Origin of the sequence: Mucilaginibacter paludis DSM 18603 (genome assembly GCF_000166195.2) — a bacterium.
GTDB classification, from domain to species: Bacteria; Bacteroidota; Bacteroidia; order Sphingobacteriales; family Sphingobacteriaceae; genus Mucilaginibacter; species Mucilaginibacter paludis.
Window position 1 is genome coordinate 2024588 of sequence record NZ_CM001403.1, and the last position, 22408, is coordinate 2046995.

Consider the following 22408-nt stretch of genomic DNA (forward strand, 5'->3'; position numbering starts at 1 on the left):
CCTTTTATCTCATCTTTTTTAGTATAAAGACCAATCATCCATCATGAAAAAAATAGCGAGAAGGAGCTTTTTAGGGCGTACGGTAAAGATAGGCGCCATGTTGCCTCTTATCGGCTCACCTGCAAAACTACTGGCAAACGATACGCAGAACGACTTGCCGAACGATATCCCCGATAGGGTAATATTGACAATTACGCCCGACCCGGCTACAAGCGTTACCATTAACTGGCGAACTGCAAACACATCCGAACCAACCATTGTTGAATATGCCATTGCCGATGCCCACCCCGAATTTGTTTCGAACGTGATCCGGGTAAACGCTAACGCAAAGCCTTTCAGTTTTGAAAAAATCAGCGCAATTAACAACAGGGCAACCATCAATAACCTTCAACCCGATACTTTATATGCTTACCGGATAGGTAAGCAGAATAATTGGACCGAATGGTTCCAGTTCCGTACAGCTCAAAGCAATGTGGCCCGGCCTAAACTTTCGTTTATTTATCTGGGTGATGCCCAAGTCGGTATTAAGCCTTTGTGGAGCAGGGTGATCAGGAAAGCATACTCTGCCATGCCAAACGCGCAACTGGTAGTTCATGCCGGTGACCTGGTTAACCGGGCGAATGAGGATAATGAATGGGCAGACTGGTTTGCCGCAGGCGGCTACATACACGCCAGCACCCCGGCTTTGATGACGCCCGGCAACCATGAGTACACCCACGAAGATGGGAAACCGCATTTATCCGTATATTGGAATGAACAATTTGCGCTCCCGATGAACGGCCCCGACGATACGCTATTGAAAGGAAGCTGTTACTATGCCGATATCCAGGGAGTAAGAATGATATCCTTAAATACCCAAATGATTGAGGAAGCTATTACAGACGATTGTATCAGCAGGCAGGTTGACTGGTTACACCAGGTATTAACGCAAAACAGCCAACGATGGACTTGCATTGTGATGCATCATCCTATTTACTCCACCAAAAAGGGCCGGGACAATAAAAAGGCGAGAGAGCATTTGAAACCAATTTTCGATCAATATGGCGTAGATATCGTATTACAAGGCCACGATCACGCTTATGCGCGGGGCATGACTAAGGTTCCGCTAACTCAAGGCGTAGCCGGGGCGCACTCTGGTACGGTATACGTGGTTTCGGTAAGTGGTTCAAAAATGTACGAAACCGAGCCAATGGAATGGGCTGATATTATTGGAAGTCATTTACAGGTTTACCAGACCATAGATATTGACGATAACTTATTATCTTTCAAAGCTTATCTGGCCACCGGGGAGTTGTTTGACGCCTTCGACCTGGTGAAAGAAAAGGGTAAACCCAACAAACTCATAAACAAAAAATAAGATCCACATGAAAAGAAGAGATTTTGTGATCAGCACAGCGTTAACTGCGCTCGGCACATCGTTAATCAATCCGTTTGAAAGCCTGGCCGGTACCCGGGAAACACATCTGGAGAGCGAAGATGTTTCGCCCAAGGCTATTTTTGCCAATGACTTTCCGCTCAACTTTGTTGCCATTGGCGATTGGGGCCGTAACGGCGAGTATCACCAGAACGAGGTAGCCAAACAAATGGGGGCCTGGGCCGCAACACACCCTAACAAGTTTATCATTTCTGTCGGTGATAATTTTTACCCCAAAGGTGTTGTAAGCGAAAACGACCCGCTATGGCACTACTCCTTTGAGAACGTTTATACCGCCCACTCTTTACAGGACGACTGGTACCCTGTGCTGGGCAACCATGATTACGGTACAGACCCGGATGCCCAGGTACGTTACAGCAAAGTAAGCCGCCGGTGGAACATGCCAGCCCTTTACTACTCCAAAGAGGTAAATATCGACAAAGCAGGCGGAAAAGTACTGTTTGTATTTATTGACACCCAACCTATTGTTTACGACCTGAAAGAAAGAGAACCTGAAAAACAATTAGCCTGGATTGATCAGACTTTGGCAAATGCTTCACCTGATGTAAAGTGGAAGATAGTAATCGGCCACCACCCGGCTTATACTGTAGGCCCCCGTATCACAAATTATGATACCCTGGCCATCAGGAAAGCCCTGGCAGGTTTGTTTGAAAAACACAAAGTTGATGTTTACCTGTCGGGCCACGACCATTCCCTTCAACATCTAAAACCAGAAGGTTACACCCACCAGTTCATCTCGGGAGCAGGGTCGGAACTAACAGAAGTAACTACCGGGATTCCTTACAGCCGTTTCCAGGCTTCTGAACATGGGTTTATGTATTTCTCCATAAACACAACGCAATTGAAGGTTAATGCCGTAAACGACAGCGGAAAAGTATTGTACGAAACGATAATTAATAAATAGGCCATTTATATTATAATGAAAAACATGATCCTGCTAATTCCGGCAATTAGCTTATGGCAATTATTTGCCGCACCCGAACTAAAAATAAAAACTATAACCAGTGATTTATCCAGGCAGCAAATTGCTTCTGCCTATCAACTAAACCCAGCTGACGGCGCAGATAATTATACCGCCAACCCTATACCCGCACCAAGGCACCGGTTTACAGTGATAGCTCACCGCGGCGATCATGTGTTATTTCCGGAAAATACTTTGGCTGCATACGAGCAGGCCATTAAACATGGAGCCGATTATGTTGAAATAGATTTGCGAACCACAAAGGATGGCGAGCTGGTAAGTTTGCATGATGCCCGCATTGACAGGATGACGAATGATACCGGAATGGTTAAGAACAAAATGCTTGCCGATATTGAAAAACTTAGCATCAAAACAAAAGATAAAACACTAAACCTGCATATCCCCACATTTAAACAGATACTGGCACTATGTAAAAACAAAATATACATCTACATTGATTTTAAAGAAGCAGACCCGGCTGTAGTTTATCCCTTGTTAAAACAATACGGAATGGAAAAACAGGTATTGGTTTATATTAACAAGCCCGAGCAATTTACACAGTGGAGAGCTGTTGCACCTCAAATGCCATTAATGTTAAGCCTGCCCGACGACGTGAAAGACAGCGTTACCCTAATGCGGTTTATGGATCAATACCACCCCGATGTATTGGACGGCGATTTTAAACAATATAATAACGAACTGGTAGCCTGGGCTAAAAAGCATCACTTACCGGCATGGCCCGATGGCCAAAGCGGGGCTGAAGGTCCGGAAGTTTGGGATATGGCCGTAGCCAGGGGTTTAACAGGTTTACAAACCGATCATCCGGAAGCTTTTATCAACTACTTAACCCAAAAAGGTTTAAGATAACCTGCTATAGTACTAAATCAAGAGTACTTAGTCCGGAGTCTTGAGTCAAAAATTCGGAATTCCTGGTTAAGTATGAATGACTTTGACTAACGATAACCGAGTTTTATTGTTGACACGACACTAAGCTGATACTAACAACATTAATGATGCTTAAAATAACAGCACTTGTAAAATATGCCCTTTTACTATTGGCATTGCCATTCCTGCTTATTGCCGGGCCATGCCGCTCTCAAAACAACCGTACGGATTCATTGGTTGATGTGCTTATGAATCACCCTGACCGGATTATGGTAACCGCACATCGTGGTGCACACGAGCATTACCCGGAAAACTCTTTGAAGGCACTCAAAGAGGCCATCAGGCTGGGGGTGGATATTGTTGAAACCGATGTAAGGCAAACTAAAGACCACGTGTTAGTCATGATGCACGATGCCAAGGTTGACCGGACCACTAATGGAAAAGGCGAACTTGCCAATTACACCTATAAGCAATTGCTCAGGTTACGTCTTACCCAGGATGGCAAGCCAACTGAAGAAAGGGTACCTACACTTTTGCAGTTTCTAAAAGCTGCCAAAGATAAAATACTCGTTGATCTTGATTATAAATTGGACGATCACGATGCCTTAAAAAGAACTTACCAGGCAATAGAGCAAACCAATACCCAAAGGCAAATATTGTTTTTTTTGTATGGATATAAAGACATGGCTTGGGTAAATAATTTAAACCCTCAAATTAAGATAATGCCCCGAGCTTACAGCCAGGACGATGTTGAACAGATACTGGCCTTAAAGATTGCCAAACTCATCCATATCGACGAATCATTTTATAGCGATGGCTTAATGAAAACCATCAGAGACCAGCACGTAAGGGTATGGACCAATGCACTGGGCAAATACGACGACATGGAAGAAACCTCCAATACAGGCTTTAAGGCTTTACTCACCAATGAAAGGTATGCAAACGTGATACAAACCAACTTACCCGAAGCATGGCTTAAGTATTTAAAAAAGGAAGGCTTGCACTAACACGTATTTAACGGGGTGATAAACCGGTTAAAGCTTACTAATAAAAGATAAGCGGATTAAAGTATTTGAAACCATAGCCTCGCCTACTTGGCTTGCGCGCCCAATAGCCCGGTAGGCTTGCTAAAAGCCTTTTTTTTCAACCAAAGTTGACAATTAATTGTTACCATCCTATCCGGACAATTGTAAGTTTTCATTTATGAAACAAATTATTATCTTTTATCGTTTTTAATCTGTTTCTTTTCCATTTTCATATGAATAAGCTATCACCCAAACCCATTATAAATGGGCAAACAATTGCTACCAATGAGGAACGTTTCCGTGCGCTGGTTACAGCTACCGCCGACATTGTGTATAGCATGAGTGCCGACTGGCGGGTGATGCGGCAATTAGATGGCCGGGGATTTTTGTTGGATACCCACGAACCGATAGCTAACTGGATAACAAAATACGTTCATCCCGATGATTATGAAAAAGTAAAAACGACTATTCGCGAAGCCATTGAGGCAAAAAAAATATTTGAGCTGGAACACCGGGTACTACGGGCTGACGGCACACCCGGTTGGACGCTCTCGCGCGCAGTGCCCATTCTGGACAGCAATGGCAAAATTGTAGAGTGGTTTGGCGCGGCCAGTGATATTACGCAACGTAAAAGTGCCGAAGAAGCCCTGCGCGAGGCCAAAGAACAATCAGAACAACAAAAAAGGCTATACGAAACAATTACCTCAAGCACGCCCGACCTGATCTATGTTTTTGACCAGGATTATCGTTTCACTTACGCTAACGGTGCCTTGCTTTCTATGTGGGGCAAAAGCTGGGACGATGCTATTGGAAAAGGTTTACTTGACAACGGCTACGAGCCCTGGCATGCCGAGATGCACCACAGGGAGATTGACCAGGTTAAAACAACCAAACAACCTATTCGCGGTGAAGTCTCTTTTCCGCACGCTACATTAGGCAGGCGCATCTACGATTATATTTTCACCCCGGTTATTAACGAGTATGGCGAAGTAGAAGCCGTAGCCGGCACAACGCGTGATATTACCGATATCCGTAATGCCGAAATAGCTATTTCGGAAAGCGAGGCACGTTTCCGTACCATGGCCGATAGTACAGATGTGATGATTAGCGTCGGGAACGAATCAGGCAGCATAATTTACTTCAACGAAGCCTGGGCCAGGGTAACGGGACGCACTACCACCCAATTATTGAAGGATGGCTGGTTTGACCTGATACACGCCGAGGATAAAGAAGCGGTGATCAAAAACTTTTCCACCTCGCTTCTCGAAAAAAAACCATGGCAATGGGAATTCCGCATCCCCGACAGTCAGAACAAGTACCGGTGGTTGCTGTCCCGGGGCGCCCCACGTTTCCGGTCCGACGGATCTTTTGCGGGTTACATCAGTTCTACGGTGGATATTACGGAAATCAAAGAAAATGAGCAGCGTAAAAACGCCTTCATCAGTATGGTAAGCCATGAGCTAAAAACACCGCTTACCTCGGCCATCAGCTATATCCAGGTTTCCCAAAAGAAAGCATTAACGTATGATGACACACTAACATCGGGCATGTTGGAGCGTGCGGCCAAACAGTTGGGCAAGATGACCAGCATGATCAACGGCTTCCTCAACTTGTCGCGGCTCGAGTCGGGCAAGATCTACATCGACCGCCAGAGGTTTGATATATCCCTGTTGATGAGGGAAGCCGAGGAAGAATCGCTGGCGTCCATATCAAGCCATCACCTGGTGTTTGAACCAGCTACCGTGAGCTGGGTAAATGCCGACAGGGAGAAGATAAGCCAGGTGATCAATAACCTGATTAGTAACGCCGTTAAATATTCCCCGGCAGGTTCAACCATCCGGCTATCTTGTACAACGGCCAACGACATGATGCAGGTAAGCGTAGCCGATGACGGAATGGGCATAAGCCAAGAGGACTTGCCCAGGCTTTTTGAGCGTTATTACCGGGCAAAAGGCAATGCAACCAGGCATATTGCGGGCTTTGGCATCGGGTTATACTTGTGCTGCGAAATTATCAAAGGCCATGGCGGCGAGATCTGGGCGGAAAGCGAGCCGGGTAAGGGCAGTAAATTTAGTTTTACGATACCGATAGTTCGGTAACAGCCTATTGGCGAACGCGCGACACGCGCGCACCAGCGTGGGAGAACGGGTTAATGTATTTTGAAACATTGCTTCGCCAGCCTACTTGAGCCCCCACAAGGGTTCGGTAGGCCCGCAAAATCCATTTTTTTCAACAAAACAGCAGGCAATTTATTCTAACCCAAACTATCCGGCCAATTGTTAGTTTCCCTTTGTGAAAAAAATTATTATCTTTTCTCGTTTTTAATCTATTCCTTTTTCCATTTCATATGAATATAAGGTGATCAGGAACTTTTCGACGGCACTTATTGAAAAAAAAACGTGTGAATGGGAATTCCGCGTACCCGACAATCAAAACAGGCACCGGTGGTTATTGGCCAGGGGTATGCCCCGTTTCCGGTTCTATGGATCTTTCGCGGGTTATATTAGCTCTACTGTAGCTATTACAGAGATCAAAGAAAATGAACAGCGTAAAAACGCCTTCATCAGCATGGTAAGCCATGAGTTTAAAACACCCCTTACCTCTGCCATCAGCTATATACAGGTTTCTCAAAATAAAGCATTAACCTGCGGTGATACACTTACATCGGGCATGTTGGAGCGGGCCGGTAAACAGTTGAGAAAAATGACCAGCATCATCAACGGCTTCCTCAACCTATCCTGGCTCGAATCGGGCAAGATCTACATCGACCGCCAAAGGTTTGATATATCCCTGTTAATCAAAGAAGCCGAAGAAGAATCAATGGTATCCATATCCAGCCATCAACTGGTGTTCCAACGGGCTACAATGAGCTGGGTAAACGCCGACAGGGAAAAGATAGGCCAGGTGATCAATAAAATCTGTTTGGTAATGCTGTCAATGTTTTTCATATTTAGCATGAGAGTTAAAGCTTCGTTTGAATATGTCATTGGCAGATTCCGCTTTTTCAAAAAGCAGGTTCCCATTAAGTACCAAATAACATAACCAATCTACTATAAATCAAATAACTTTGCTTTAGCTTATGAACCGACTTAAAATATCCTTAATAGCCGCCTGTTTGATTATTAGCCAGCTGAGTTATGGGCAAATGGGGGTCACTACTATTAATAAACAACAATACAATAGCATATCAAAAAGTGTAAAAACATACGCTTACAATCCAACTTACGCGCTAAGGATCAATTGGGCATTGTGTACTTATGAGATCTATGTGAATGATATGCTGGTTGATTTTTCTTTTGCTACGGGGCGCTCTACTGGCGAACAGAACATTGATTTTCCGCAGTACATTTTAAAAAGCGGTGTTCAAAAAATCAAAGTTAGAGTGTATGCCCCAGCGACTACCAAGGGAAAAACAGAACCATTTCTGTCACCTGAGACCGTATTTTCTATAAGGGTGGTACATTCGGAATATGGTAACGAAAAACTTAAAGAAGCAAAAGAGGTTTATCACGCTAAATTACCGGCGTTGACAAAAAAAACCACGACATACGAATGGAATGGCGAATTTAATGCTGAGGTACCTTACATCTTAAAAGGTTGGAGCAGTGGGACGGATCTCCGGAAGGAAGACCCGAAAGTATTAGTTAAAGAAGTACAAACATTAGTAGACAGGTATATCACCGCCTTCAAAAAAAAAGATGTACAAACGATTGCCAGCATGATCTATAACCGGGAAAAGGAAGTAGCGCAGGCATTCTTCTTCATTTCAGGAGAAGCTAATAATTACGATCATGGCTGGGAGCGGTTAGAACAGGAGGCGAACGCTATCACTGAAATGAAGCTGATCAATGGCTACACCATGCGTATTTTGGGGGATGGAAAAGTAGTGACTCTTTTGCAAACTAAAGGCGGCGACCGGGACTTTCCAGCCATATATGGGGAGATGAAAGACAAAGAAAATTTTTATGGCCTTTATTTGTACAGGCCTAAGCCCGGTGCGCCGTTAGAAGTGATCCGTTAGTATTTTGAAAAACATGTTGAAACAACTATCCAACAATAAAAAATGCTCGTTTTGCTATTTCCTGCTATGGAGCTTGATGTTCTTCGCAATGGGCATGGCATTATCCTGTTCGGATAAAAAAGTTAAAAATAGTGCAATAAACATCAGCCGTATTGAGATCGATACCGCAAAAATAGATACACTTACGTTACAACAAGTGGTAACAGCCTTTGGCAAACCCACTGGAGATACCGTGTTTACACTGGCAACTCCTTTACCAGAATTTCGCATCTCTATTTATAATCGTATAAGCAAAACAGGCCGTTACTCGCCTTTCATTAAAATACGCGAGCTCAGTTTTACTCAAAGCAATAACCGACACTTATATATCTGGTACCGGTATGAAAAAGAGAGCTGGGTGTTTTAGAGCAACGCTCTTTTTCCAATTTGGCTCAATTTTAAGTCAATTATATCGTTAACTTGCAATAAAGTGCCTGCTTGATCCTCTGCAAGCGCATCAGAAATGACCAGCATCACCAACGGCTTCCTCAACCTGTCGCGACTCGAATTGGGGAAGATCTACATCGACCGCCAGAGGTTTGATATATCCCTGCTAATCAAAGAAGCTGAGGAGGAATCAATGGCGTCCATATCAAGCCATCAATCTGGTGTTCCAACCGGCTGCAATGAACTGGGTAAACGCCGACAGGTAAAAGATAGGGCAGGTGGTCAATAATCTGGTTAGTAACGCCGTTAAGTATGCCGCGGCAGGTTCTACTATCCGGCTATCCTGCGTAAAGGCCGATGGTATAGTACAGGTAAGTGTGAGCGACGAAGGAATAGGTATAAACGCAGACGATTTGCCCAGGCTTTTTGAGCGCTATTACCGGGTAAAAGGCAATGAAACAAGGCATATCGCTGGTTTCGGCATTGGGCTATACCTGTGCAGCGAGATTATTAAGGGGCATGGCGGCGAGATATGGGCAGACAGTGAACCCGGAAAGGGCAGCACTTTTAATTTCACGATACTGGTAGTGCCATAACAGCTTTTATACCTATTAGGGAACGCGCGACACGCGCGCACCAACTTGGGAAGCAGAAAAAAATAGCAATACCCAATTTAGTTGGGTATTGCTATTTTTTTTTACCTTTATTGCATGAGCACCAACACTTTGTTGAAAGGCACTTTGCAGACCATTATCCTCAAACTGCTGGAAGACCGTAAGCGTATGTACGGCTACGAGATCAGCCAGAAAGTGAAAGCCCTTACCTCCGGAGGTATCGAACTGACCGAGGCAGCGCTTTACGCGGCGCTTCATAAGCTGGAAGCGGCGGGCCTGCTGGAAACCACGACAGAAATGGCGGGTAATCGTGTGCGCAAATATTACCACCTGACCGAATCTGGTGGTAAAGAAGCTATCAGCAAAGTTGAAGAAGCCAAAGAATTTATTAACCAACTGCAATTATTACTCAACTTAAAACCCGATTTGCTATGAGGCTTACCACCGAAGAATACGCATTTGCCCGGAAACGCTTGCTGGATTTTAAAATTGTTTACCAGGAAGTTTATAACGAATTGCTCGACCATGTGTTCAGCGATATGGAAAACAGGCGTACCCAAGGGGATGCACGACCGGCGGAACTGATGATAGAAGATGTTATCCACGTTATGGGCGGCACAGAGGGAATCAAAAATATGGCACTGGAACACGCCCGGCTATTCCGGGTCAAGCTGAACCAACGCATTGGTAAGGTCTACCGTAAACATTTGATCTTAAAAACGATTGCTGCAATGACCGTTTGTTTTATCCTTAGCACTTATTTACCGGATTCAACAGCAACCACCATCACGGTATTTGCGCTGCTGGCTTTATTGCTGCTTTCTTCATCTTTGTACATTGGCTACCGCATGCGGGTTATCCAAACCGACCACAAAAAATACTCTTTGTTGCGTACGACAATTTTTTGGCAGGCTTTTATACCGATGACCCTGTTGAACGTCGCTGTTATAGCGGCCAGATTTAGCCACGTAAAACCCACCGTCATTTTATCTCATCCGGCTATCCCCATAATGTTGTTTTATTTCACGGCGCTATATTTGTACAGCTGTTACCGCGTCATGAATGAAGAGATGCAGGCAAGTAATGCATAAATGCTATGTTACCAATGCGCCGATACCTTGACTTTATGCCGCGAATTTCCGGACAAAGGCGCATCTGTAGGTCATCCGATTTGTATCCGATTAGTTTTTATCGCAGAGGAAGCCAGGGCCTTCTGCTTACCTCGGGCATCATCAGCATTGCAGGGTAAACGCCTTGTACGCTATTTATGGTTACCCGCAGACCAAACATACTGGAAATTATTGTTTCGCTGCTACCTAAAATCATTTCCAAACCCTCTCGTACTCTTCCGCCTTCACAAGAAAACTTATTGAGACCAGCCGGCCCTCCCCCGACAAAAAAACGATCACTCTATTTCAATTTTATATTTTCACCGGCCCTTAAAGGGCGAAATGGACTTTAGTCCCCCAATTTTGAGATAATATCCCCCCTGCCAATCACCTCCCACTACATAAGTTTGTAAAGCTAAGCCGGTTAATCTTTAAACAATCTTAAGTTTTTCGGCCACGCATCCTTTACTAACCAAACCTTACAGGGGGCTCTCTGATAAAAAAGAAAGTTGTGCATATACCTGTAAACATTAACCAACCGGACAGTAAGTATGCATGTCCAAAAACTAAAATAAACCATTTATGGAAAACAAATTCATCACGTCACCCGCACTAAGGTTGATTTTTTTATCAATCGGCCTGTTATTAGCGAGCTGTAAAAAAGATGGCTCGGTAGAAAAAAGTGCAACCGGCCTAAAATTACCGGCAAATGTATCAATCAACACCAAATCGTCGTTTGCAGCTATTTCGCCTACCGAAGTTTTGCAAACAGTATCCAATGGAACTTTTTTTATCGTCAATCTTAAAAGCGGCAAAGTACTGGACGTTTCAGGATTGCAAACATCCGAAGGATCTAATGTAGTTCAGTATGGCGCAACGGGAGGCGCAAATGAAAAGTGGACGTTAACCCAAGTTACAGGAGGCTATTATTCTATTATTGATAACAACAGCGGCAAAGCCCTTCAAGTTGATCAATCCGGCACCGCCGATGGCAGCAATGTAAATATTGGCACGTATTCCAGTTCGGCTAATAATCAGCAATGGCAGTTCATTTCAATCGGCAACGGCTATTACCGCATTGTAAACAAAAACAGCGGAAAAGATCTGGATGTAAATGGCCAGTCGTTAGACGATCTTGCTAATGTGCAGCAATGGAGCTACTGGGGAGGTGAGAACCAACAATGGGCCTTGTTAAGAGTAACAGCCAATGGGCATTTAACATGGACACTAACCACCACCGGCGTACCTACCGACGTGCAACAGAGGATAACAACGGCTATGAATGACGCCTGCGCGCGCTATAACGCAGGTGCCGACTGGCCTGCGCGTACCTTAACCGTAGAATATAATACTGACGTGCCCACAGCAGATGGCAACGCCTCGACCGGAAACATCCGGTTCGGATCAAACGCAAGCTACCAGACGGTAAGAACTGTGATGCACGAAATAGCGCATACTTACGGCGTGGGCCAAAACGGCGGCTGGTATTCTAACACCAGCAGCGGTGATTTTTTGGGAACAAATACCGTTGCAACTATTCACGCTCTTGAAACCTCTACAAGTGCTATTCATACCGGTGGCGGGCATTTTTGGCCGTATGGGTTAAACTACGATGATGAGTGGTCGGAAACCAATGCTTTCAGGCAGGTAAAAATTGTTTACGCCATGCGCGCAGATGGTATGTAGCCTGAATTAAAACCGGGAAATAGTTTTGACTTTTCCTGGGCGATTTTAAATTCCCTTTCTGTTATTTTTATGGTGTTAAGCTTTGGGAACCGATAGTGCTTTCCAAAGCTTGGCACTTTTTTTATTTTCTTAAAATGGTCGCCGTTATCAACGATCCTAAAGTAAAAGGCTGGCAGTATTGATTTATTCATCTTAAATTGATTTTCCATCCTGGGCAAAGTGAAAGGAAATTTTCTTTGAGAATGGATTTCTATACTTTTTGATATATTCGGACGGATTGAGGCCAAAAAGCTGAAAAAACTGTTCTCTAAAATACTTAACGTCTTTAAAACCAACTAACATGGAAACCTCGTTTACGTTATGAGACGAATTGATGAAGAGTTCTGCCGCCCGCCGCAAACGGACGTATTTGATGAAATTATTGGGTGTTTGGTTTGAAATTGCCTTAACTTTCTTAAAAATATTTGAGCGGCTCATGTTAATTTCTCGCGCTAACTGATCTACATTAAAATCATCATCTTCAAGCCTGCCTTCTATAATAACAATACATTGATCGATAAAGCGCTTTTCTTCTTCTGATATTTTAACATGATGTTCCTTTAGCGTTACCTTTCTGTAAAAGTAATTTTGCAGGTTATTGCGGTTTTGTAATAAAGTATTTATGCGGGCAGTTAATAATTCCTTATTGAGGGGTTTTGTAAAATAATCATCGGCACCGCCTTTAATACCGCCTACTTTAATATCTGCAGACGGGCTGGCCGTAATTAAAATAAGCGGTATATGCGCCAAAGAAGGGTTTTCTCGGATATCCCTGCACAATTCGAGCCCGTCTTTAACGTCCATCATAATATCGCTGAGTATAATATCGGGGATATATTCTTTTGCTAACTGTATACCTTGTGCACCATCACTCGCTTCAAGTAAAATAAATTGATCCCGAAAAATCTGTTTGATATAAGTTCTCATGTCGGGATGGTCATCAATTACTAACATGGTTTTTTTTGAATAAGTGAGTTGCGGCCCTGTTAAATTATCATCGTCATCAACTACCGCCTTAGAATGATGATGGATATCCTGATCAGGAGTATCGTCAAGTTCAGTCCAATTGACAAGCTCCTGGTCGCCCGAAAGTTCATTTAAAAAAACAGCATCCTCATTCGGCGTTTCCCAAACCGGCATGTCCTGAAAATGCAATCTCCCCTTTTTTAAGTTTACAAAAAATGTAGTCCCTTGTTCGGCATTGCTTACATAACTTATCTGGGCCTTATGCTGTTGCACAAATTGATGGACCAGATATAAGCCGATACCGAATCCGGATTGCTGATTGGACGACCGGTAAAATTTTTCGAACAGGCGGTTGCCTGCCTCCGGCGGAATACCGCAGCCGTTATCACAAACAGAAACCTCCACAGTGTTACCCGTTTCCCGGAGCTTAAATAAAATTACGCCTTCGGCATTTACAAACTTAAATGCATTCGACAGTAAATTATAAAGGATAACTTCCAGTTTGGCCTTATCCCCAAATAAAACGATATGATCAAGGTTGGAATGAAACTCGTACCGGATGTTCCGGTTTTTTGCCTGGTAAACAAAACTTTCAAATGTTAATTTACACAAGGCGTAAAAATTTAGCTCATTGATCTGCAGGTCGGTTGCATCGTTCTCGGTTTTGTTAAACAACAATAACTGATCAATCAAGCTGATTAAACGGCGGGCGTTTCGGTAAACGATACCGAGTTCCGGATCTTTCCGCTGGCCATTTCTGGATAAAACTTCCTGCAACGGGTTAATAATCAGCATTAACGGCGTTCTGAATTCGTGCGAAACGTGTGTAAAGAACGATGTTTTCCTTAAATTCATTTGATGCTCATTCTCACTATTCAGGCGTTCCTGTTTAATTTGATGTTTCAGGTTTTCCTGGATCGTTCTGTACCTGATGTAAATATAAGCAAGGGCCGCCGCCAGTGCCCCGTAAATCAGGTAAGCCCAAACCGTTCTAAACCAGGGCGGCAGCACAATTACATTCAGCACTATTTGTTTGGTATTCCATTTGCCCGAGGTATTGGTAGATTTAACATGCAGGGTGTAACTCCCTTCGGGAAGATTATTGTAGTTGATGGTGCGCTGTGCTCCCGAGAACACCCAATTTTTGTCCCAGCCCTCAAGATAATAGGCATACTTGATGTGTTCGGGCGAAGAATACTCCAAGCCCGCAAAAGAGAAAGATAATACGGCATCATTGTACGGAACCTTCAACCGGGGAATTCCGGATCCGTTATCTTTAATAAAATTAACGTCGCTTATCCTTTTGTTATTCACATTGATATTTGTGAAAACGATATTGGGCATATCATCGTGCGTAACAATAGAATCGGGATAAAAAATATTAAACCCCTTGATACCGCCGAATGCAAGTTGGCCCGATTTTAACCGTAAGGCCGCATTAAATGAAAACTGGTTGCTCTGCAGGCCATCACTCTGATAATAGTTGTTAAAACTTAAATGTTTATAATCAAAACTTGTTAAACCCTGAAAGGTGCTCAGCCATAATTTACCCGCCCTATCCTCCAGAATATTGAGCACCGCATTGTTTGATAAGCCTTCGGCGTCAGTAAAACGCTGTTTTACCTTGCCGGCTATACGGTCAAACAAACACAGGCCACCGCCCTCAGTGCCGAGCCAAAACAAGCCCGAGCGGTCCTCGTAAATTGCCCGCACCGGTTTGTCAATTCTATAAAAAGTGTGGGATTTACTAACGGTATCCACCTTGATGAGGAACTCGGAGGTACCACACCATAATTGCCCTCGCCTGTCTTCAAAAAAAACATAAGGATCGCTTATTTTTTGGTCAAACACATCAAACTCGTTTTTCTTCCGGTTAAACCGATACAGCCTGCCGTTTGAAAAAGTACCCGCCCACAGGGTTTTATGGCGATCCTCAAACAATAACCAAACATCCTTATTTACTTCGCCTGTTGAATTATTTTTACATTCAAAATGCTCAAACGATTTACCGGCAGCCCCATAGCGGTTAATTCCGCCTGCAAAAGTAGCCACCCATACTCGCCCCAAATAATCCTTTAAAATAGAAGTAACGGCATTGCTGCTGAGCGTTGCGGTATTCCCGCCGAGGTGGGTGAAATTTTTAAACTGATTTTTTTTCCTGTTCCAGACAGAAAGGCCCCCATCTTCAGTCCCTATCCAAATATTATCATTATCATATTCGCAAAAAGACGATACAAAATTATTGATGAGGCTATTGGCCACTCCTTCCTGATGTGCAACTAAGCCGAAATTTGATTTTTTGGGATCAATAATATTGATACCCGATCTCATCGTTGCAATCCAGATCCGTAAATCCTCATCCTGGTAAAGGTCCATAATCACCTTGCTTTTAACGAGCCCCGGCATCCCTTCACCATCTGCATAACTAAACCTGTTAGTAGCCAGATTCAGGATGCTTAACCCTCCGCCATCAGTACCGATGTAGAGTTGCCGCTTATCAGTAAATAGCAGGCTAACAACGTTATCGCCTGAAAGATGCCCAGCGCCTACACGATAGCCGCCTGTTATACTATTGCCGTCGATAACATACTTAAACAGGCCCTTCGTTGTGCCAAGCCAAACTGCCCCATCATCGGCAGCATTAATACAATTAACCGATTTGAGCGAGTTATTGACCAGATCTAACTTTCCCAACCGGTAATTATAACGGCAAAGGCCAACATCAGCCATAAATATCCATACTGTATTATTTTTGCTTACAGCCATTCCTTCACAAGTAAGCGCCCTGTAGGCATTAGGCCCCACCGCAGCTGGAAGCTGAACACATAAATTGCTGTATCGGGGTTTGATGTATAAGCCTGCATTGTTAGTTCCAATAAACAGGTTTCCATAATGGTCGGCTTTAATGTAAGTAATGCTATAACTGAGTTTTAGTATTTGATGGGTATACCAATCCCGGTAATATGCCCAACTAAAACGGTCAACCTCCGGATCTAAAATATTCACTCCCTGGCCGGTACCTATCCATATATTCTGATTTTTATCTTCCGCAATGGCGTATATATAATTATGCGACAGGGATGAGGAATCTTTGGGCTGGTTTCTGTATATCTTAAACCCATATCCATCATACCGGTTAAGGCCGTCAAAGGTGCCAAACCACATCAATCCCTTTTTGTCCTGAAAAACACAGCGTACAGAATTGTTAGACAATCCCTCGGTGATAGACAACCTGGTAACAGGCGGATGATTTTGTGAAAAACCCCAGCCCGCTCCAATAATGCTTAACAGAATAAATAAAAATATAGCGCGAGTGTTAAAATACATATCCGTTGATTGGTATTGGTTCAATAATCGAGCTACCGATAAAAAACCGGTCAAGGCATCAGCGATAAAAAGCACATCATTACAGATACGGGATCAGCCACCAAGCAACAGCGTTACCCAATACAATCCGGATGCCCAGATATGTAAACATTGATAAAATACAACCATGATTGTGCCATAAGCCTGAATACCTCAATGAGCATTAAACTAAGAGATTAAACCGTAATGCTCTCCCCATGTTAAACAAACGAACAGAATGTAACGCAGCCCTCCAGAACCGGGAAACGTTAGCGTAAATACCTGTAACCACGCGGTATCGTTTTTCAATCTTTTGATATAATAGCGGTACCCTGGCAGGTTCAATTGGTGGTTTAATTGGATTTCTTCTTAAAAGGTGCATGGAGTGTGGCAGTTGTGAAGCACAATTTACAATAAATAATATATTTTATATTGAGCAAATTAATATTATTTATAGGCGATATAGGGTTGGGGTTAGGGGGTTAGCCAAAAAAAAGAACTCACGGCCAACACACTTATTTTTGCCGCTTGCTTTATAAATTAATTGGAAGGTTAAGGTTGATTTTTATTCCATCAATTCAACTTTCACAATACCTTACAGTACCAGGGTGACCTTACACTTACATGATTATACGTTTATACCGCAGCGCCGAAATCCTTCTTTAGGGGCTGCATTGACCCCGACATAGCTGTGGGTACTTTTTTATCTATGGATAAATTGGCTATACTGTTTAGCTCTAACGCTATTTTTCGTTACTAAACCTGCTTTGCTGAATTTTATCAAACTCTTTTACGTAATCGGGATGTTCTGTTCCCATCAACCTATCCCATACCCTAAAGTACAGGCCATAGTTGCCGTTAAACTTTTTGTGATGCAGGTTGTGATGTACGGAGGTATTAAAAAAGCTGAATAACGGCGAGCTGCGGAACCGCCTGGGCACAATTTCGTATCCCAAATGCCCATATACGTTAATTATAAAGCCTAAAACTGTGAAAAGGGCGATAGCAATTACGTGTACCGGTATGATGAATACGATGAGCAGCAATACTGCGCCCTCGGTCCAGGCTTCGATGAAATGAAACGAATACGAGGCGAATGGCGTTGGATTGGTTGACTTATGATGCAATAAATGGGTATACCTGAAAAGTTTGGGGTGGTGCAGCAGCCGGTGCATCCAGTAAAAATAGGTGTCGTGAATAACCAGGCAAACAGGTACGCTAAGCCAAAGCCACCAGGTTGGGTAATCGGCCGGGTTAGTATAAACAAGTGTGTACTGCTTAAACGAGGTATATAACACCACATATGCTATTACAGCTAATACGGCCGTGGTTTGTACCGAATGCAATATCTCGCGTAAAAAATCTGTTTGCTGAGCCTCACGAGTTTGTATTTTATTTTTAACCAGGTATTTAGCCAACAGCTTATAGCATACCACAAAAGCGATACCTGCAATTACAAAATAACGGACCGCCGAAATGGCAAAAAGGTTTAGAAATATTTTGAATGCCTGTTCCATACCTATTAATTATGGTTACAAAGCTACGGCTAAGCAAGCCGGAATAAATTAACAAAGGTTAATTACGCTTTCGCGGAGACGAGATCCGTTTACGGATGCGGCTTAATGATACTGGGGTAATGCCCAAAAAAGTTGCCAAATGTTTGTTATTAACACGATTAAAGATATCGGGTTTTTCTTTGATCAGATTAAGGTACCGTTCCTCGGGTGATAATAATAAAAAGGTTTCTATCCGTGCCATAGCCTCGGCAAGCATATCCAGGATAAACAAATTGCGGGTTGATGATAGTTTAAGGTTATGATCAATAATATCCTGCGCCTTTTGGTAATCAAATTCAATTAACTCGGTATCTTCAAGAGCCTGGTAAATAAACCGCGAAGGTTTCTGATAAATAACGCTATCTACGGGCGCCATAAACTGGCTTTCCCATCTGAGCATTACTGTTACCTCATCACCGTTTTCTTTAGGGTAATAAGCCCTGATCAGCCCCTGCTTAATATACGACAGCTTACTTTGCAACGAGCCCTCCTTGATATAAACCTCTCCGGCCCTGAGTTGCCTGCTTTGGCCCAATGCTGATAATTCTGCAATATCAGTCAGCTCCAGTTCTTTAAAAGCACCCAAGTAAAAATTAATATCTTCTTCGTTCAGCATAGCTTATTTAATTCTTGTTAACTTTTCGGTACCAACGGCAAACAATGCCCATATAAGCTGTAACAGTTAAAGGTCCCCTGTAACGGCCAATGCACAGCTAAAGGTTTTGCCGCGCTTATCATAGTATACTATCCCATCTTCGTATAGTTAAGCCCCAATATTTCCGCCTTTTTATTTATAGATCCCAATATGCCCTTCTTTTGTAGCACCCAGTCAATTACTTAAATAGCACCACATTTTTAGGCCGACGCATTTACAAAAAAGCAAATAAAAAACATTAACAATATGTTTTTTTCATTTTTAATTTATTGCTGGTATTCCGGCATTTTTTTCTGTTTTCACATTAAACATAACGAGGTCCCAAACAAGTGTGACTATTGCAAGCATTACGGTAATAATGGCATACATTTTCATACAAAAACATGAGTATGTTTTAACGGAGCCTTATTAATTATCTGTTGCGCTGCAGTATTATGATTATCATGATGTACCAGGTTAAGCCTTACAACATCTTGTTTACCAATGAAAATATTTCCTGATAATATACTCGGTTATTGGAAGCAACCGCCTGGTGGTATCCGGAGGATACGGTCCTGCTGCTGTAAAACATTCTACCTCTTTGGGTGCCCTGAAATACCAGGTATGACCTATTGAATTCCAGTTGATGTTACTGGTATCAGTGATCTTTTTGAGGTGGGCGAGCCTATAGGGGTCAAGCTTAACTATTAAGCGACCATCATTGGTTTGATCGCAGCTGCCCTGTTCATAATGATCTTTGTTCCATACCATACAACCAGATGTATTTTTCTTGATCTCGATATGATTGAGTTTTTCTGTATTTTTTGTGAGTGGCTTCTCTCCCTCATACTTGATCAAATAAATTCCGCCACCTAATACTATCCAGAAAGCCACCAGGATAATAATCTTCTTGCCATTTAAAAATGGTTTGGGCAAATCATCCTCCATAGCTGGTAACGGAGGTGCTATTTGATCTTCATCCGGCTGTTTTTTGTTTTTTTCCGGTTCAACAACAATATCTTCATCAGGGGTTTGATCTGGCGCCTCATGCTCTTCTTTTTTATGATTACGATTAGGATCTTTTAACCAGGTCATGTAAGGTCTCGGTTCGAAATTGATCAGCCAGGCCAAAAGTTCGATATTATTTTCATCCGTATTGATAGATCTGTCCCGCAGAAAATTAACAAGGGGCCTGAATGGGTTAGCATTACCATTTTGGATTGCATTCCGGTAGCCCGATGCATCATCTTTTTGACCGAATATCGGTCGTAGAAAATGTTTGTCCTTGGGGAGAAACCGCTCTTCACAAACCCTTACACTCTCCTTTTTTAAGTTTCCCGGAGTGATATGGATAAGCTTTGACGAGAGCTCTTGCGAAGCTATTTTTCGATCATAGTCCGCCAGGACTTGTTCCTTATAAACTGGAAACTCAGACATTTTAAATAATTAAAAAGTAAAGCTATAGGAATTTCCAAATTCCGAATTACGGTTTTCCGGAATCCGGCCGGAAGGATCGGAAATACCGGAATTCCGTGCTGCAAACCTTTTTTGGCGATCTACATTTGTTTCGGAATCAGCGAGATGTACAGCGCGGATTCTTTTCAGAGCAATGAAAGCGGAGCCGATAACTGGCTTGGGAAGCGGTTAAAAGTTTCCGCGATCATGCTCTGGGTACTTCCCAAAACAGGTCAGAAGCGCTTCTGACCAACAGCTTGCAGTGCCGCTCCCATACGGTTGGCGGGCGGCTGCTTTTTAATCAACATTTAAATTTTAAGATCATGTTTTTCCAAATATTTTTGGCCGTTTTTTTCGGCCTGGCAATGCCTGCACGTACTCACCAACCTTCAAATAAGGCAAATACAACCATAGCTCCCCAGGACGGTAGCGGAGGCGAAGAGGGGCACGTTCCTCCTTCCGCAAATATCGGCAGGACAGGAAGGCCCTGCTAATTTATTTTAGACGATAAGGCAAGAGCAATCTTGCCTTATTTTTTTACCCCTTATTTTCATTACTTTTAATACTTTAGTTAAGATCATGATAAATAAGTGGTACTTTCTCTTGTTGATATTAATGGTATCTACGTATGCCTGCCAGCAACAACTCCCGCCCTCTCCTATTCCACGCAACGAGAACTACGATAAAGCTATATCGTTTTTAGATAATCAAAACGATTCGGCTTATTATTATTTCAACAAAGTTGTTGCCGGAACAAAAGATAGTTTACAGATCGCAAGATCCTATAACAATATGGCAGTGCTTCAATACGAAGCCGGAGACTATTTCGGTGCCCAGGAAATGTTGATCCACTCCCTGAAATTTCTCAATGAGCAAAATAAAAAAGACTATCGTTGCCTTTCTTCTGATTTCAACGAGCTTGGGCTTACCTATATGAAACTTAAAAACTACGACGCTGCTTTGCCTTTATATGGTCAAGCTATTAAATTTTCGACCAGCGACGACGCGAAACGAATTTATCTCAACAATAAGGCTTTAACCTTTAGCAGAAAGAAAGAATATCTGCAGGCTTTGGCCATCTACCAGGCTATCCTTCCTCACGCCGGCAAAAGTCAAAAGGAATTTGCCAGGAGCCTGTCCAATATGGCGATCACCAAATGGCGTGCACATCCCGGCTATGTAGCCGCACCACTTTTAAATCGGGCTTTATCCATCCGTAAAAACATTAAAGATCGGTGGGGGCAAAATGCCAGCTACGATCATTTGTCGGTTTATTATATGCAATCCCGCCCGGATTCGGCCTTATTTTATGCAAAGGCCATGTACGAAACAGCCATATCCCTCCATAGCCCTGACGACCAACTGGAAGCCTTGCAGAAACTAATCAGGTTAAGTGAGCCCAGGCAAACCAAAATATACTTTGCCAATTACCAGAAATTGAGCGATAGCTTACAAACTGCCCGGAATGCTGCTAAAAACCAGTTTGCCTTGATCCGGTATGATACGGAAAAGAGGAAAGCAGATAATTTAAAGCTGCAAAAAGAAAATACAGTTAAGCAATATGAGATCTTCAAAAAAAATATCTTATTAGTTACTATAGTCTCCGTTTTTTTATTGCTTACCGGGATTGCATTTTTTTGGTATCGCAAGCGAAAACAACGTTTGGCCTTAGAGGCCCGGGAGAGGGAACTCCGGCTTTCTCAAAAAGTTCATGATGGCGTTGCCAACGGCTTATACCGGCTGATGAAGCATATCGAAAATCAAAAAAATCTCGACCCTGAACCTTTGCTGGACGAAATTGAGCTACTTTACCTGCAATCCCGCGATATTTCTTACGAACCGCCTGAAAATATAAAGCATGATTTTAATGAAAAAATCAATGAACTGTTAACCAGTTTCGCCAGCCCGGCAATCAAAGTGGCTATCGTAGGCAATAAAGCCGAATTATGGAAGAAGATTAGCGAACCTGTTAAACGGGAGTTGGAATATGTTCTACAGGAATTGATGGTCAACATGAGTAAACATAGCCATGCTACCAGCGTAGCCATCAATTTCAAACAGTCTCCAGGAAAGTTCGAGATTGTTTATACGGATAACGGGATCGGATTCCCGGAAGATACAGTTTTTGGAAATGGATTGAATAATACGGAAAACCGTATTATTGGTATCGGCGGTGTGCTTACATTCGACAACAAACTGGATAAGGGTATCAGGATCACTTTGTGTTTACCCCTCCTTTAAATAATTTATT

At 43.0% G+C, this 22408-nt stretch carries 19 protein-coding genes; 15 read left to right on the forward strand and 4 right to left on the reverse strand.

The window, feature by feature from the left end; translation table 11 throughout:
- The first annotated feature begins 43 nt into the window (after positions 1-43).
- From MUCPA_RS08515 to MUCPA_RS35825, 13 genes are all read left to right on the forward strand, one after another.
- On the forward strand, positions 44-1357 hold the full coding sequence (locus MUCPA_RS08515; protein WP_008505756.1) for a purple acid phosphatase family protein: 1314 nt from the start codon (positions 44-46) through the stop codon (positions 1355-1357).
- Positions 1358-1364: 7 nt separating this feature from the next.
- Positions 1365-2339 carry a purple acid phosphatase family protein gene (locus MUCPA_RS08520; protein WP_008505757.1) on the forward strand — a complete coding sequence of 325 codons (975 nt, stop codon included), beginning with the start codon at positions 1365-1367 and terminating at the stop codon, positions 2337-2339.
- Positions 2340-2354: 15 nt separating this feature from the next.
- Positions 2355-3263, forward strand: coding sequence for a glycerophosphodiester phosphodiesterase family protein (locus tag MUCPA_RS08525; RefSeq protein ID WP_050982048.1), 909 nt, complete (start codon positions 2355-2357; stop codon positions 3261-3263).
- Positions 3264-3406: 143 nt separating this feature from the next.
- Positions 3407-4288 (forward strand): glycerophosphodiester phosphodiesterase family protein, encoded by an 882-nt coding sequence (locus tag MUCPA_RS08530; RefSeq protein ID WP_050982049.1) that lies wholly within the window; start codon positions 3407-3409, stop codon positions 4286-4288.
- A 251-nt stretch (positions 4289-4539) separates the two neighbouring features.
- The gene (locus tag MUCPA_RS08535; RefSeq protein WP_008505760.1) at positions 4540-6405 is read left to right on the forward strand and encodes a PAS domain-containing sensor histidine kinase; all 1866 of its coding nucleotides are present in this window, start codon (positions 4540-4542) and stop codon (positions 6403-6405) included.
- Positions 6406-6664: 259 nt separating this feature from the next.
- Positions 6665-7348, forward strand: coding sequence for a histidine kinase dimerization/phospho-acceptor domain-containing protein (locus tag MUCPA_RS35820; protein WP_008505761.1), 684 nt, complete (start codon positions 6665-6667; stop codon positions 7346-7348).
- Positions 7349-7385: 37 nt separating this feature from the next.
- Positions 7386-8327, forward strand: coding sequence for a hypothetical protein (locus MUCPA_RS08545; protein ID WP_008505763.1), 942 nt, complete (start codon positions 7386-7388; stop codon positions 8325-8327).
- A 13-nt stretch (positions 8328-8340) separates the two neighbouring features.
- Positions 8341-8733 carry a hypothetical protein gene (locus MUCPA_RS08550; protein WP_008505765.1) on the forward strand — a complete coding sequence of 131 codons (393 nt, stop codon included), beginning with the start codon at positions 8341-8343 and terminating at the stop codon, positions 8731-8733.
- Between the two features lie 96 nt (positions 8734-8829).
- Positions 8830-9042: a hypothetical protein gene (locus MUCPA_RS08555; protein ID WP_040625797.1), complete on the forward strand. Its 213-nt coding sequence runs from the start codon at positions 8830-8832 to the stop codon at positions 9040-9042.
- On the forward strand, positions 9032-9349 hold the full coding sequence (locus MUCPA_RS08560) for a sensor histidine kinase (RefSeq protein WP_040625798.1): 318 nt from the start codon (positions 9032-9034) through the stop codon (positions 9347-9349). Before MUCPA_RS08555 ends, MUCPA_RS08560 begins: the two co-directional genes overlap by 11 nt.
- A gap of 114 nt (positions 9350-9463) precedes the next feature.
- Positions 9464-9802 carry a PadR family transcriptional regulator gene (locus MUCPA_RS08565; protein ID WP_008505767.1) on the forward strand — a complete coding sequence of 113 codons (339 nt, stop codon included), beginning with the start codon at positions 9464-9466 and terminating at the stop codon, positions 9800-9802.
- Entirely contained in the window at positions 9799-10458 is a 660-nt protein-coding gene (locus MUCPA_RS08570) for a hypothetical protein (protein WP_008505768.1), read from the forward strand. The genes MUCPA_RS08565 and MUCPA_RS08570 overlap by 4 nt, the downstream gene beginning before the upstream one ends.
- A 600-nt stretch (positions 10459-11058) precedes the next feature.
- Positions 11059-12162, forward strand: a complete 1104-nt coding sequence (locus tag MUCPA_RS35825; RefSeq protein ID WP_008505769.1) for an RICIN domain-containing protein — start codon at positions 11059-11061, stop codon at positions 12160-12162.
- A 192-nt stretch (positions 12163-12354) separates the two neighbouring features.
- Here the strand turns inward: MUCPA_RS35825 and MUCPA_RS08585 are convergent, their stop codons facing one another.
- The 4 genes from MUCPA_RS08585 to MUCPA_RS08600 all read right to left on the reverse strand — a co-directional run bounded on the left by MUCPA_RS08585 (position 12355) and on the right by MUCPA_RS08600 (position 20139).
- On the reverse strand, positions 12355-16494 hold the full coding sequence (locus MUCPA_RS08585; protein WP_008505771.1) for a hybrid sensor histidine kinase/response regulator transcription factor: 4140 nt from the start codon (positions 16492-16494) through the stop codon (positions 12355-12357).
- 761 nt (positions 16495-17255) lie between these two features.
- Entirely contained in the window at positions 17256-18029 is a 774-nt protein-coding gene (locus tag MUCPA_RS08590) for a sterol desaturase family protein (RefSeq protein WP_008505772.1), read from the reverse strand.
- A 58-nt stretch (positions 18030-18087) separates the two neighbouring features.
- Positions 18088-18684 carry a Crp/Fnr family transcriptional regulator gene (locus MUCPA_RS08595; RefSeq protein ID WP_008505773.1) on the reverse strand — a complete coding sequence of 199 codons (597 nt, stop codon included), beginning with the start codon at positions 18682-18684 and terminating at the stop codon, positions 18088-18090.
- Positions 18685-19200: 516 nt separating this feature from the next.
- Positions 19201-20139, reverse strand: coding sequence for a hypothetical protein (locus MUCPA_RS08600; protein WP_008505774.1), 939 nt, complete (start codon positions 20137-20139; stop codon positions 19201-19203).
- A 341-nt stretch (positions 20140-20480) separates the two neighbouring features.
- On the opposite strand from MUCPA_RS08600, the gene MUCPA_RS38190 reads away from it, so the two are divergent.
- Both MUCPA_RS38190 and MUCPA_RS08605 read left to right on the forward strand, forming a co-directional pair.
- Positions 20481-20651, forward strand: coding sequence for a hypothetical protein (locus tag MUCPA_RS38190; RefSeq protein WP_008505775.1), 171 nt, complete (start codon positions 20481-20483; stop codon positions 20649-20651).
- 85 nt (positions 20652-20736) lie between these two features.
- Positions 20737-22398 (forward strand): tetratricopeptide repeat-containing sensor histidine kinase, encoded by a 1662-nt coding sequence (locus MUCPA_RS08605; protein WP_008505776.1) that lies wholly within the window; start codon positions 20737-20739, stop codon positions 22396-22398.
- Positions 22399-22408: the final 10 nt, after the last annotated feature.